Here is a 14,116-nt window from a genome sequence, read left to right as displayed (position 1 = left end):
TATGGCAGTATTTAATTTTCAAAAACCAGACAAAGTAATCATGATTGATTCTACTGATTTCGAAGGTAAATTCGAATTCAGACCATTAGAACCAGGTTACGGTCTAACTGTTGGTAATGCTTTAAGAAGAGTTTTATTATCTTCTTTAGAAGGTTTTGCTATCACATCAGTTAGAATTGAAGGTGTTGATCACGAGTTTTCAGCAATTGCTGGAGTAGTTGAAGATGTTACAGAAATCATCTTAAACTTAAAACAAGCACGTTTTAAAAGACAAATTGAAGATATTGATAACGAATCAATTTCAATTTCAATCTCAGGTCAAGATAGAATTACAGCTGGCGATTTTCAAAAATTTATCTCTGGTTTCCAAGTGTTAAATACAGAATTAGTAATCTGTAACTTAGATCCTAAAGTTAACTTTAACATGGAAATCACAATTGAAAAAGGTAGAGGATATGTTCCTGCAGAAGAAAACAAAAAAGCTTCAGCACCAATCGGAACTATTTTTACTGATTCAATTTATACACCAATAAAAAACGTTAAGTATAGTATTGAAAACTATCGTGTTGAGCAAAAAACTGATTATGAAAAATTAGTTTTTGAAATCATTACGGATGGTTCAATTTCTCCACAAGACGCTTTAACAGAAGGTGCAAAGACATTAATTCACCACTTCATGTTATTCTCTGATGAGCGTATCACTTTAGAGGCTGATGAAATTGCACAAACTGAAACTTATGATGAAGAATCACTTCACATGAGACAGTTGCTTAAAACGAAGTTAATCGATATGGATTTATCTGTTCGTGCACTTAATTGTTTAAAAGCTGCTGAAGTTGATACTTTAGGTGACTTAGTATCATTCAATAAAAATGATTTAATGAAATTCAGAAACTTTGGTAAAAAATCTTTAACTGAGCTTGAAGAGCTTGTAAATGTTAAAGGTCTTAATTTCGGAATGGACTTAAGCAAATATAAATTAGATAAAGATTAACAAATCATAGTTTGCTCCTCAGAAGTGAGTTGTAGCAAGATGATTAAATTTAAATGTCATGAGACACGGAAAAAAAGTAAACCACTTAGGTAGAAAAACAGCTCACAGAAAAGCAATGTTGGCTAATATGGCATGTTCATTAATTGAGCATAAACGTATCAACACAACTGTAGCAAAAGCGAAAGCTTTAAAACAATTTGTTGAGCCAATGATTACTAAGTCTAAAGTAGATACGACTCACAACAGACGTATTGTGATGGCTAACCTTAGACAAAAAGATGCGGTAACTGAGTTGTTTAGAGATGTTGCTACTAAAATAGCAGACAGACCAGGAGGTTATACTAGAATTATCAAATTAGGTAATCGTTTAGGTGATAACGCTGATATGGCAATGATAGAATTAGTTGATTACAACGAAATCTACAACGCTGATAAAGCTAAGAAGAAAACAACAAGAAGAAGTAGAAGAGGTGGTTCTAAACCAGCTGAATCTGCTGCTGTTGAAACTAAAGCTTCAAACGAAGAGGAATAAATGATGATTAGCATTTAAAAATATAAAGGATAAACTATTTTAGTTTATCCTTTTTTTTGCGCAATTTTGTAAAACTTTTTTCCTGAGCAGTCAGGAAGCTCATAAGAATTATATGAAATATCAAAAAAGACAAAAAGCCATCGTTCTTTTAGCAGATGGTACTATTTTTCACGGTAAAGCAGTTGGTAACAAACAAGGGACTTCATTTGGTGAAGTTTGTTTTAATACAGGTATGACTGGTTACCAAGAAATTTTTACAGATCCTTCTTATTACGGACAATTAATGGTAGCGACCAATGCCCATATTGGTAACTATGGAACCAATGTAGATGAAGTAGAATCTGATTCTATTAAAATCGCAGGATTAATTGTTAAGAATTTTAGTTACGATTATTCAAGAGACAATTCTGATGCATCGTTAGAAGAATTTCTTGATAAAAATAATTTACTAGCTATTTCTGATGTTGATACACGAGCTTTAGTAAGTTATATTAGAGATAATGGTGCAATGAATGCTGTTATTTCTACAGAAGTTGATAATGTTGAAGGGCTTAAGAAACAGTTAGCCGATGTGCCAAACATGGAAGGTTTAGAGTTGGCGTCTCAAGTATCAACTAAAGAACCTTACTATTATGGCGATGAAAACGCTACTTACAAAGTAGCAGCTTTAGATATTGGAATTAAAAAGAACATCTTAAGAAACATCGCTAAAAGAGATGCTTACATAAAAGTGTTTCCATACAATGCTTCTTTTGAAGATTTAGAAGCATTTAATCCAGATGGTTATTTCTTGTCTAACGGTCCTGGAGATCCAGAACCATTAGTTGAAGCGCAACAAGTAGCTAAAGAAATTATCAAGAGAGATTTACCATTATTTGGTATCTGTTTAGGACATCAAATTATTGCTCGTGCTAATGGTATTTCCACTTATAAAATGCACAATGGCCATAGAGGAATTAATCACCCGGTTAAAAATATGGTAACTGGTAAAGGTGAGATTACTTCTCAAAATCACGGTTTCGCCGTAAATAGAGTAGAGGCTGAAGCGCATCCAGACCTTGAAGTAACACATGTACATTTAAATGATGATACAGTAGCTGGTTTAGCTATGAAGAGTAAAAACTGTTTCTCTGTTCAATATCACCCAGAGGCTAGCCCTGGACCACATGATTCGGACTATCTGTTCGATCAGTTTATAGAAAATCTTAAAAAATAAAGATTTTAAATCCCAATAATAGGCTACTGTTATTGGGATTTTCTTTTACTAAAACGTTGTAGAGTTTTTTATGTTAAATTCTTCATCTTTTTATGAAGAAAAACAAGATTTAACCGTAAATTTGAAACAATATAAAGTTTTAAAATAAAGCAATTATGAGTATAATAATCAATGTCCACGCTAGACAAATTTTAGATTCAAGAGGTAATCCAACTGTTGAAGTTGACGTAGTAACAGAAAACAATATTTTAGGTAGAGCTGCTGTACCATCAGGAGCATCAACAGGAGAGCATGAAGCCGTTGAATTACGTGACGGTGGAGATACTTATATGGGGAAAGGTGTTCTTAAAGCTGTAGATAATGTAAACTCTATAATTGCTGAAGAACTTTTAGGAGTTTCTGTTTTCGAACAAAATCTTATCGATAAAATCATGATCGATTTAGATGGCACTAAAAATAAATCTAAATTAGGAGCTAATGCAATATTAGGTGTTTCTTTAGCCGTTGCTAAAGCTGCAGCTAACGAATTAAACATGCCATTATACAGATACGTAGGTGGTGTTTCTGCAAATACGCTTCCTGTACCAATGATGAATATCATCAACGGTGGATCTCATAGTGATGCGCCAATCGCATTCCAAGAGTTTATGATTATGCCTGTGAAAGCCAAAAACTTTACACATGCTATGCAAATGGGAACTGAGATTTTCCACAACCTTAAAAAAGTATTACACGATAGAGATTTAAGTACTGCTGTAGGTGATGAAGGAGGATTTGCTCCAAACTTACCAGGTGGAACTGAAGATGCTTTAGATACGATTGCAAAAGCTGTAGGAAATGCAGGTTACAAATTTGGTGATGAAGTTATGATTGCTTTAGATTGCGCTGCTGCGGAATTTTTTGTTGATGGTAAATACGATTACAAGAAATTTGAAGGTGATACAGGTGTTGTAAGAACTTCTAAAGAACAAGCTGAATATTTAGCCGAATTAGCTGGGAAATATCCAATTATTTCAATTGAAGATGGTATGGATGAAAATGACTGGGAAGGTTGGGCTCACTTAACCGAATTAATTGGTGATAAAGTACAATTAGTTGGTGATGATTTATTTGTTACTAATGTTGAACGTTTATCAAGGGGTATCGAAGAAGGAATTGCTAACTCGATTTTAATTAAAGTAAACCAAATCGGTTCTTTAACAGAAACTATTGCTGCTGTAAACATGGCTAAAAATGCTGGTTATACTTCTGTTATGTCTCACCGTTCTGGAGAAACAGAAGATAATACTATTGCAGATTTAGCAGTAGCATTAAACTGTGGTCAGATTAAAACAGGTTCTGCATCTCGTAGTGATCGTATGGCGAAATACAATCAACTTCTTAGAATTGAAGAAGAATTAGGAGAAGTGGCTTATTTTCCACAAGAGAAAGCATTTAAAATTAAATAAGATTATTTAATTGAATTATAAATAAAAAAGCGATTATTATTTTAATAATCGCTTTTTTATTTAACATCTATTTTGTCAATTTGTGAATTACCAAAAACATTCTAAATAATCTTTCTAAATAAGACGATATATTTCTTAAATTAGCGTTCCGCAAAAAAACAAATTAAATTCACGTTATAGTATGGCAGATAAAGCTACCATTGAGATTGATGGTAAAAAATACGATTTCCCTTTAGTAAAAGGAACAGAAAATGAAGTAGCAATAGATATTACGAAGCTAAGAGCCGCAACCGAAGGTGTAATTACAATTGATCCTGGGTACAAAAATACAGGGGCTTGTGAAAGCGCAATTACGTTCTTAGATGGTGAAAAAGGTATTTTAAGATATCGTGGTTATTCTATTGATGAAGTAGCTGAAAATGCAGATTTCCTAGAAGTAGCTTATTTATTGATTTTTGGAGAACTTCCAACGAAAGAGCAGAATGATAAGTTTCATGAAGATATTAAAGCTGAATCTTATGTAGATGAGGATGTTAAGAAAATTATTGAAGCGTTTCCTAAGTCTGCGCACCCAATGGGGATTATTTCCTCTTTAACAAGTGCTTTAACAGCTTTTAATCCTTCTACTGTGAATGTAGATTCTGAGGAAGATATGTATAAGTCTGTAGTGAGACTTTTAGGTAAAATGCCTGTGCTTGTTGCTTGGACTTATAGAAAAAAGGCAGGATTACCTTTAGATTACGGTGATAACTCATTAGGATATGTTGAAAACATCCTTAAAATGATGTTTAAAAAACCAAACGGAGAGTATAAGCAAAATAAAGTGTTAGTTGATGCCTTAGATAAGTTATTAACGTTACACGCAGATCATGAGCAAAACTGTTCTACATCTACAGTAAGAATCGTTGGTTCATCGCATGCCGGATTATTTGCTTCTATTTCAGCAGGTATCTCTGCATTATGGGGACCACTTCACGGTGGAGCAAACCAAGCAGTATTAGAAATGCTAGAAGCGATTCAAGCAGATGGTGGCGACACTAAAAAATACATGGCAAAAGCTAAAGATAAAAACGATCCTTTCCGTTTAATGGGATTCGGACACCGTGTTTATAAAAACTTTGATCCACGTGCAAGAATCATTAAGAAATCTGCTGATGATGTATTGAGCGAGTTAGGAATTGAAGATCCAATTCTAAGTATTGCTGAAGGGCTTGAAAAAGAAGCTTTAGCCGATCAATACTTCGTAGATAGAAAATTATACCCTAACGTAGATTTCTACTCTGGAATTATTTACAGAGCTATGGGGATTCCAACAGATATGTTTACCGTAATGTTCGCTATTGGACGTTTACCAGGTTGGATTGCACAATGGAGAGAAATGCGCATGAAAAAAGAACCTATCGGAAGACCAAGACAAATTTACACTGGAGCAACAGAGAGAAAATTTGTACCAGTTGACGAAAGATAATAAACTTATAAAGTTTATATAAGATAAAGTTTCACAGTTTCTGTGGAACTTTTCTTTTTTATAGCCATACCATATAAATTAATCAATGGCCCATTATTTCGTTTAATTATATTAGTTTTGAACCATAAAATTTAATCCTTTTTTGGTTCACTATATGTTAAAATTAAACATTCAAAACGAAACATCTAGATTGCGAGCAGTTGTTCTTGGAACAGCTAAAAGCAACGGTGCTATCCCTGAAATTAAGGATTGCTATGACCCTAAAAGTATTGAACATGTCAAGGCAGGAACCTATCCGCTTGAAGAAGATATGGTACGTGAAATAGAAGAAGTAGCAGCTGTTTTTGAAAAGTATGATGTTAAGGTTTATAGACCAGAAGTGATAAATAATTGCAATCAGATTTTCTCAAGAGATATTGCTTTTGTTATTGAAGATAAAATTATAAAATCAAATATTCTACCAAATAGGGAAGAAGAAGTAGAAGCCATACAATATTTGTGGAATCAGGTAGCCCCAGAAAATAGAATCATACTTCCAGAAGAGTGCCATGCTGAAGGTGGCGATGTTATTGTATGGGATGACTATATTTTTATTGGCACCTATTCGGGGGAAGATTACCCTAATTTAATTACAGCTAGAACCAATTTAGACGCTGTAATAGCCATTCAAGAATTATTTACAGACAAAACGGTGAAGGCATTCGAGTTGCGAAAATCGAATACTAACGCTAAGGAAAACGCTTTACATTTAGATTGTTGTTTTCAGCCTATAGGAAAAGACAAAGCCATCATTCATAAAAACGGATTTCTAGTTGAAAGTGAGTACCAGTGGTTGGTTGATTTTTTTGGAAAAGACAATGTTTTTGAAATAAGTAAAGATGAGATGTACGATATGAATAGTAATATTTTTTCAATTTCTGAAGACGTTATTATTTCCGAAAAAAGCTTTACAAGATTAAATACTTGGTTACAAGACAAAGGCTTTACAGTTGAAGAAGTATCCTATAGCGAAATAAGTAAGCAAGAAGGTTTACTGCGTTGTTCAACTTTGCCTTTAATTAGAGATTGATTTTATAAGAATTAGGTATGCAACAAACAACAAATACTATTTTAATGATTCGTCCAGTAAATTTTAGGATGAATGAGCAAACGGCGGTTAACAACTATTATCAGCAAGTTTTAGATCATACATTACCTGAAACGGTTAATTTGAAGGCTCAACAAGAGTTTGATGCTTATGTTGAAAAACTTAGAGCAGTAGGTGTGCAGGTTATTGTGGTAGATGATACTAAAGAAACTGATACGCCAGATTCAATATTTCCGAACAACTGGATTTCTTTTCATGAAAATGGTGATATTGGTTTGTATCCTATGTTTGCTGAAAATAGACGTCTTGAACGTAGAGAAGACATATTAGAAACACTTGAAAATGAAGGTTTCTTGATAAATAATGTGGTTGATTATACTAGTGCTGAAGATGAAGAAATATATTTAGAAGGTACAGGAAGTCTTATACTAGATCGTGTCAACCGAAAAGCTTATTGCGGATTATCACCACGTGCTGATGAAGATTTATTTATCGAGTTCTGCGAAGATTTTGAATATACTCCTGTTATTTTTACAGCCTATCAAACGGTAGATAATCAGCGAAAAGCCATTTATCACACCAATGTTATGATGTGTGTAGGTGAAACTTTTGCTGTTGTTTGTTTAAGTAGTATTGATGACAAAAAAGAACGTAAGTCTCTAGTGAAGCACTTAAAAGAAGACGGTAAAGAAATTATCGATATCACCGAAGCTCAGGTAAATCATTTTGCTGGTAATATGTTACAAGTAAAAGGGAGTCATGATGAATCATATTTAATTATGAGTCAGTCTGCTTACAATTCATTAACAGGGTCTCAAATTTCTACTCTTGAAAAACACACGAAGATTTTATCTAGTTCATTAGATACTATTGAAGTTTGTGGCGGTGGTAGTGCCCGTTGCATGATGGCCGAAGTGTTTTTGCCCAAAACCTGAACGCATTAAGAGGGCTTAGATTTAGGCAATTGTACATAAAAGGTGCTTCCTATATTTGGGGTGCTTTCAACCCAAATTTTACCATGATTTAAATCAATTAATTCTTTGCAAATGGATAAGCCTAAACCTGTTCCTTTTTCATTATCGGTTCCTAAAGTTGAAAATGAACTTTCTTTAAACAGCTTGTTCAAGTTTTCTTTAGAGATACCAATACCAGAATCTGCAATACTTACAATAGAACGACCATCATTTATATGATTGGTAATGGTTATGGTATCACCGTTTTTGCAAAATTTAAGAGCATTGGCAAGTAAATTTTGGATTACGATTTCAAACATACTTCTATCAGCGTAAGCGAAATCTTTTAAAGAATGATCAATTAAAGTAATGCCTTTACTTTCTAGGCGTTGTTCTATAAGTTGAACTTTGCTTGCAAAAACCTCCTGAACATCAAATAAACTTGGCTTTGGTTCTAAAGATTGCATCTGAGATTTTGACCAGTTAAGTAGATTGAATAACAACAACGATGCATTATTTGCGTTTTCGCTTAACTCAGGTATTAGATTGTCGAATTCGTCTCGCGTTAGCGTGCCATCTTTAAGTAAGTCAATGAAACCATTTATTGAGGAAAGGGAGTCTCTTAAATCGTGAGATACTATTGAAAAGAGTTTGTCTTTAACATTGTTTACGCTCTCTAAGTGCTTCGTTTGCTCTGAAAAAGCTTCGTTTTGTAAAGCGATACTCAGGTTTTTATCTTCTAATTCCTTGGTGTATTTAATCGTACTTTGGCGTTTTAAAAAAGTCAAAATTAAAAATATAGATACCAAAATTAAAGCGGCCACGAGACTGTACAATGATAATTTCAGACTGCTCGTATCTTCTGTTACATCAGATAACATTCTAACATTTTGTTGCGAATCAGTAGTTGTTAATAGAACTTCTGGAGGTTCTTGTTCAAAATCTTCTAATGGAATGAGTAGTTTTTCTTTTTGTTCTGCTTTTTCTCGATTAATTTCAGCATTTAATTCGTAATAAGCACGTTGCCAAGTAAAGGCTTTTTCAAATCGTCTCCTTGTCGAATCGAGAGATTTCATCAGTTTATACTGTTTTAATAGTTCTTGTCTATTTCCAGTTTGCTCGGCAATTTGACCAGCTTCAATAAGTTGTGGCTCAGCTTTCCAGAAAGTATTCTGACGAAGGTTTAAATCACCAAGATTATTTAGTGTTACTAATAAATCGGACTTGTCTTCCTTTAGGATATTTATGGTATAGGCTTCATCTAAATACTTGGAAGCTTTGTCATATTCATTAAATTCTAAATATTCAGCGCCAAGTTTAGGATAAATATGGCCTTTAATTGAGTCGCTTAAAGTGTCACTAAACTCTGTTATGCTTTCATAAATTTCAATAGCCTTTCGGTGCTCCTTTCGGTTAGAAAATAATTCCGCTAGAGAATTCTTAGTAACATAAATCGCATCTTGATCATTTATCTGTTCTTGAACCTCTAAGGTTTTTAAATAAAACTCAATAGCTTTATCCGTAGCTCCTATGCTGTAATAAGCATTTGCTAGATTACTGTATGCTAAATTAAGTTCGTGTTTAAGGTGGCGTTTTTCTAATTCTCTTATTGCAGAAAGCGATAGAGGCATACCCTTAGAAAAGTTACCTCTTTTAATTTCAATCAAACCAATGCTATTATTCACTTTTGCGATACCTAATGTATCTTTTAGATTTTTGAATAGGTGTTTAGATTTTTCGTAACCGCTAATGGCATTTATATAATCATTCTTTTTTGCATAAAGCAAGGCTTTGTAGTAAGTTGCATTCGCAATCCCATGTTTATGGTTTAAGTGATGGGATAGTTTTTCACTTTCTATAACGTATTTGTAAGCACGATCAATTTCGTTGTTCTCGTAAAGTGATTCAATCAGTTTTAAGGATAAATTGATTTTTAAGGAGTCTTGATTTTGGAAAGCTAATTGCAAGGCGAGGCTGTCTATATCGTTGGACTGTGTGTGTCCAGTACAAATAGAAAATAACGTTATTATTAAAAAAATTAATAGCCTCATATGTATTTCAAAAACAACTGAAAATAATGCTATAATGAGGTCTTAGATTTGAGGAAAATAAGACAGCTTTATTTAGCTGTAATTGTTTGTTATTTAGTGTTTTCCAATAAATTGGAGATAATAGCTTTACATAACAAAAATTGTAAAAAGGCTTATTAAAAGCTAATTTTTAGGTTTTAAAGCCAATTAATTAGATGAAAGGGAATTTCGTGATAGGTGAAAATTTAATGTTTAGATGAACGGTTAATTATCCGGAAAAAAAGCACTTAAAAATTATGAAATTGCTACTTCAAAATAAAAAGACAAAGTGAAGTCGTGTAAAATAGCCGTTCATTTTTTACAGTTTAAAGCTTTTTCGTTTTTAGTAGAAAATCTTGCTATCTTTGCAGGCTTAAAATACAATCCAAAATGAACCTTCAGGACACATTATCAAATTACGTAAAACAGGCGGTAAAAGCAGATTTTAATATCGAATTAGAAACGGTAGAATTTCAAGCTACAAGAAAAGAATTTGCTGGTGATATCACCGTTGTTATCTTCCCAATGTTACGTTTTATAAAGGGAAATCCTGTACAGATTGGTGAAACTATTGGTCAGTATTTGGTTAAAGAAGTTGATGATGTGAAAGCGTTTAACGTGGTTAAAGGCTTTTTAAATGTAGAAATTAACGATTCGTATTACACTAATTTCTTCAATAGCATAAAAGCAGATGAAAAATTCGGATTTGTAACGCCAAATCCAAAGGAAAAAGCTGTTATGGTAGAGTATTCTTCACCGAACACAAATAAACCTTTACATTTAGGTCACGTTAGAAATAACTTATTGGGGTACAGTGTAGCCGAAATTTTAAAAGCTTCTGGGAAGAAAGTTTATAAAACACAAATTATAAACGACCGTGGTATTCATATTTGTAAAAGTATGTTAGCGTGGAAACGTTTTGGCAATGAGGAAACTCCAGAAAGCACTGGCCTAAAAGGAGATAAGTTGGTAGGAAACTACTATGTGAAATTCGATCAAGAATATAAAAAGGAAATAGAAGCCTTAGTTGCAGAAGGACAAACAGAAGAGGAAGCCAAAAAAAATGCACCACTTTTATTAGCTGCTCAAGACATGCTTCTTAAATGGGAAGCTGGCGACGAAGCTGTTGTAGCACTTTGGACTAAAATGAACACTTGGGTTTATGATGGTTTCGATATTACGTATAAAAATTTAGGTGTCGATTTTGATAATTTATACTACGAAAGTAATACCTACTTATTAGGTAAGGAGTTTGTTGAGCAAGGTTTAAAATCTGGCGTGTTTCATAAGGAAGATGACGGCTCAGTATGGTGCGATTTAACCGAAGATGGTTTAGATAAAAAAATCGTTCAACGTTCAGACGGTACAGCGGTTTATATGACCCAAGATATTGGAACCGCCATTCAGCGTATTAAAGATTATCCAGATGTTGGTGGTATGGTTTACACCGTTGGAAACGAGCAAGATTACCATTTTCAAGTACTATTTTTAATTCTGAAGAAATTAGGTTTCGATTGGGCTAAAAACCTATACCATTTAAGTTATGGTATGGTTGATTTACCTAGCGGAAAAATGAAAAGTAGAGAAGGAACTGTTGTAGATGCCGACGATTTAATTGATGATATGGCTAATACAGCTGAAGAGATTTCAGAAGAATTAGGGAAGCTTGACGGTTATTCTGATGAAGAGAAAAAAGAGCTTTATAAAACCATTGGTTTAGGGGCTTTAAAATATTACATCTTAAAAGTAGATCCTAAAAAACGAATCTTATTCGATCCTAAAGAATCTATCGATTTTCAAGGAAATACAGGGCCTTTTATTCAGTATACTTATGCTCGAATTCAGTCTATTTTAAGAAAAGCAGATTTGAATTCAGAAGTTACCGGAATTACAGAATTACACCCTAAAGAAAAGGAATTGATTAAGCAAATTCAATTGTTTCCAGAAGTGGTGCAAAATGCTGCCGATAATCATAGTCCTGCTTTAATTGCGAATTACACATACGAGTTAGTGAAGGAATTTAATTCTTTCTACCAGAATGTATCTATTCTAGGCGCTGATAATGAAAACGAAAAAGCTTTAAGAGTGCACTTGTCAAACACTGTGGCTAACACGATTAAAAATGCATTTAGCTTATTGGGTATTCAGGTTCCTGAAAGGATGTAGTTAAGCGGGTAACTCATTTACGTTGATAGGAAATCTCTAAAAGATTAGGGTTTGTTTTGTAGGATATTTCTTTTATAATAGAGATCTAGATATATTTTTCTGTAGAAGCTCAAATATTTTTAATCAAATTTTATATAAGATAAACTGTCGTTATCAACTTCAATTTATTCCTTTACTTCTGCAATCTCAGAATAGTGATCTGTACTTTTTAGAAACGTATTTGGATAAAGGTTTTCATTTAAGCTATGCTATTTTTATTCCTGTGTCGAATTTATATTTTGCTATATATTAAGCTGTTATAGTACTTTACAATAACTTTACAATGTGATTTTGATGCAAAATATAGTTTTTCTGTTTCTGTTTCAATCCTAAATATTAAGTACATTGGTAGCTATGAAAAATTATTTCCCAAATTATTTTTTGATCGTATGTTCCTTTATGTTTTATGTTTTTGGAAACCATGTTTCTTCTGCTCAACAAATTAGTTTTGATAACAAAGATAGCAGTTTAGTAAACGACTCCTTATTTTTTAAAACTAACGATACGCTAGCTATCATAGATTCACATTTGGAGTATTCTAATAGGTATAAAAATAACGGGCAATATACCGATGCTTATGACCATTTATGGAAGGCTTTGGTTTTGGCAAACACGAAGCAATTAAATTCTAAATTGAGTTTAATACATAATGAATTAGGTTTATTATACGGTATTTACGGGCAAGATGAACAAGCTATTGAACATAAAGAAAAGGCATTAAATATTATTAAGAATAGTAATATTGAATTAAAAGATTTGCAGTTAGAACAAGCGTATTATAGTTTGGCTGTTCAATATCGTAAAGAAAAAAAATATAAAAAAGCATTAGTTTATTTAGATAGTTGTTCAATAGCCAGTGAGAAACAGGGTATTAAGACTACTGAAAACCCATACATTTCTGCCGAAAGGGGTATCATCGACTTACTTAAAGGTGATTTGGTTGAAGCAGAATTTTACTTATTGAATGCCAAAAATCTTCTTGAAGAAACAAACAAACATTTCTCCATAATTGTTTATTCCTTTTTGGGAGACTTGTATAGTATAAAACAAGATTTAACTACCGCTATTTTTTATTATAATAAAAGTTTAGAAGGTATCATAAAGTATAATTCACATACTGATTTTCAAGTCGATGTTTTAAGAAAAATGGGTGAATTATACAAGAAACAAAAAGATATAGATAAGGCATACTATTATTTAGAAGCATCTACAAAAATAGCCGATAGCTTGTTTAGCATACGCAGTATGAATAATAGAAAGTTATTTGAAATTAAAAATAAATATAAAGAGACTTTAGCCTTTAAAAATAGGCAAATCCTAGAACAGGAAGTCAAACTTGCTAAAAAGACTAAAACTCAGACGCGTCTTATTTTTGTATTATGCATTAGCTTGATTTTAATCTTAGTCCTAATTATAACGTATAGATATAAAACAAGGATTCGTAAACTTAAATCAGAAAAAGAACAAGCTGTTATACAGGAACAACATGACAAAGATAAACTTCAGGTTGTTTTAGAAACTAAGAGCAAAGAACTTACTGTCTCTGCACTACAGCTTATTGAAAAAGATAAAAAAATAGAAGTTTTGTTAAACTTATTGAAAGATCAATCACCCACTACCTATGGTAGGGTGAAACAAGAAATAATGAGTGGAAATAAAGATTTATGGGAGAACTTTAATTTACGGTTTACCAAGGTAAATGTTGATTTTTATAGACGTTTACGAGAAAAGCATGCTTCGTTAACCCCAACAGAACAAAAGCATTGTGCTTTAATAAAATTAAAATTTGATAGCAAAGAAATGGCTCATCTCTTAAATATTTCAGTAAATAGTGTACATATTTCTCGACACAGAATTAGAAAAAAAATAGGACTTGAAAGAGGTCAAGATTTAACTAATTATATAGCGTCAATATGACAAGAAAGTACTTTGTGTACTTCTAATTGTTGCCTATTTTTATTGTTTGCAGTAACAGCTGTTGTCTAAGAATTTAACACTCTAATTCTTAGATTTTTTTTTGGTTATAGTCTAGGTTCAAGCTTCACATAAAAAAGTGACTACCTTTTATTTCATACTGAAAAACGACCTGCATTTAATTTTAATGAATAAAAACCTCAGGTCGTATAATAAACCTGAGATTTGAA

At 32.7% G+C, this 14,116-nt stretch carries 10 protein-coding genes; 9 read left to right on the top strand and 1 reads right to left on the bottom strand.

Translation table 11 applies throughout. From position 1 onward, the window contains the following. The first annotated feature begins 1 nt into the window (after position 1). The 7 genes from Q4566_RS11515 (at position 2) to ctlX (ending at position 7,680) form a co-directional block, all read left to right on the top strand. The gene (locus Q4566_RS11515; RefSeq protein WP_216066271.1) at positions 2-994 is read left to right on the top strand and encodes a DNA-directed RNA polymerase subunit alpha; all 993 of its coding nucleotides are present in this window, start codon (positions 2-4) and stop codon (positions 992-994) included. A gap of 58 nt (positions 995-1,052) precedes the next feature. Continuing rightward, positions 1,053-1,526, top strand: a complete 474-nt coding sequence (gene rplQ, locus Q4566_RS11510; RefSeq protein WP_303421284.1) for a 50S ribosomal protein L17 — start codon at positions 1,053-1,055, stop codon at positions 1,524-1,526. Between the two features lie 112 nt (positions 1,527-1,638). Further along, positions 1,639-2,742, top strand: a complete 1,104-nt coding sequence (gene carA / locus Q4566_RS11505; protein ID WP_303421282.1) for a glutamine-hydrolyzing carbamoyl-phosphate synthase small subunit — start codon at positions 1,639-1,641, stop codon at positions 2,740-2,742. A gap of 155 nt (positions 2,743-2,897) precedes the next feature. After that, on the top strand, positions 2,898-4,190 hold the full coding sequence (gene eno / locus Q4566_RS11500; RefSeq protein WP_303421280.1) for a phosphopyruvate hydratase: 1,293 nt from the start codon (positions 2,898-2,900) through the stop codon (positions 4,188-4,190). 181 nt (positions 4,191-4,371) lie between these two features. Next, a complete protein-coding gene (locus tag Q4566_RS11495; RefSeq protein ID WP_303421278.1) occupies positions 4,372-5,658 on the top strand; it encodes a citrate synthase in 1,287 nt (428 codons plus the stop codon). Positions 5,659-5,812: 154 nt separating this feature from the next. Further along, the gene (locus tag Q4566_RS11490; RefSeq protein ID WP_303421276.1) at positions 5,813-6,727 is read left to right on the top strand and encodes a dimethylarginine dimethylaminohydrolase family protein; all 915 of its coding nucleotides are present in this window, start codon (positions 5,813-5,815) and stop codon (positions 6,725-6,727) included. 17 nt (positions 6,728-6,744) lie between these two features. After that, positions 6,745-7,680, top strand: a complete 936-nt coding sequence (gene ctlX, locus Q4566_RS11485) for a citrulline utilization hydrolase CtlX (RefSeq protein WP_303421275.1) — start codon at positions 6,745-6,747, stop codon at positions 7,678-7,680. A 5-nt stretch (positions 7,681-7,685) separates the two neighbouring features. Here ctlX and Q4566_RS11480 read toward each other — a convergent pair whose 3' ends face one another. Beyond that, positions 7,686-9,749 (bottom strand): tetratricopeptide repeat-containing sensor histidine kinase, encoded by a 2,064-nt coding sequence (locus Q4566_RS11480; RefSeq protein ID WP_303421274.1) that lies wholly within the window; start codon positions 9,747-9,749, stop codon positions 7,686-7,688. A 408-nt stretch (positions 9,750-10,157) separates the two neighbouring features. Here Q4566_RS11480 and argS point away from each other — a divergent pair, with 408 nt between their 5' ends. Then, complete coding sequence (gene argS, locus Q4566_RS11475) at positions 10,158-11,933, top strand: arginine--tRNA ligase (protein WP_303421273.1); 1,776 nt, start codon at positions 10,158-10,160, stop codon at positions 11,931-11,933. A gap of 393 nt (positions 11,934-12,326) precedes the next feature. After that, positions 12,327-13,889: a hypothetical protein gene (locus Q4566_RS11470; RefSeq protein WP_303421272.1), complete on the top strand. Its 1,563-nt coding sequence runs from the start codon at positions 12,327-12,329 to the stop codon at positions 13,887-13,889. Positions 13,890-14,116: the final 227 nt, after the last annotated feature.

The organism is Tamlana sp. 2_MG-2023 (assembly GCF_030548465.1).
In the GTDB taxonomy this organism is placed as follows: domain Bacteria; phylum Bacteroidota; class Bacteroidia; order Flavobacteriales; family Flavobacteriaceae; genus Pseudotamlana.
The sequence above is the reverse complement of the archived record's forward strand: the minus strand, read 5'-3'. Positions and strand labels throughout refer to the sequence as shown.

What these genes read in the sequence shown, in the direction of transcription:
- Q4566_RS11515 (WP_216066271.1), top strand. Translation starts at nt 2, where the DNA reads ATGGCAGTATTTAATTTTCAAAAACCAGACAAAGTAATCATGATTGAT.
- rplQ (WP_303421284.1), top strand. Translation starts at nt 1,053, where the DNA reads ATGAGACACGGAAAAAAAGTAAACCACTTAGGTAGAAAAACAGCTCAC.
- carA (WP_303421282.1), top strand. Translation starts at nt 1,639, where the DNA reads ATGAAATATCAAAAAAGACAAAAAGCCATCGTTCTTTTAGCAGATGGT.
- eno (WP_303421280.1), top strand. Translation starts at nt 2,898, where the DNA reads ATGAGTATAATAATCAATGTCCACGCTAGACAAATTTTAGATTCAAGA.
- Q4566_RS11495 (WP_303421278.1), top strand. Translation starts at nt 4,372, where the DNA reads ATGGCAGATAAAGCTACCATTGAGATTGATGGTAAAAAATACGATTTC.
- Q4566_RS11490 (WP_303421276.1), top strand. Translation starts at nt 5,813, where the DNA reads ATGTTAAAATTAAACATTCAAAACGAAACATCTAGATTGCGAGCAGTT.
- ctlX (WP_303421275.1), top strand. Translation starts at nt 6,745, where the DNA reads ATGCAACAAACAACAAATACTATTTTAATGATTCGTCCAGTAAATTTT.
- Q4566_RS11480 (WP_303421274.1), bottom strand. Translation starts at nt 9,749, where the DNA reads ATGAGGCTATTAATTTTTTTAATAATAACGTTATTTTCTATTTGTACT.
- argS (WP_303421273.1), top strand. Translation starts at nt 10,158, where the DNA reads ATGAACCTTCAGGACACATTATCAAATTACGTAAAACAGGCGGTAAAA.
- Q4566_RS11470 (WP_303421272.1), top strand. Translation starts at nt 12,327, where the DNA reads ATGAAAAATTATTTCCCAAATTATTTTTTGATCGTATGTTCCTTTATG.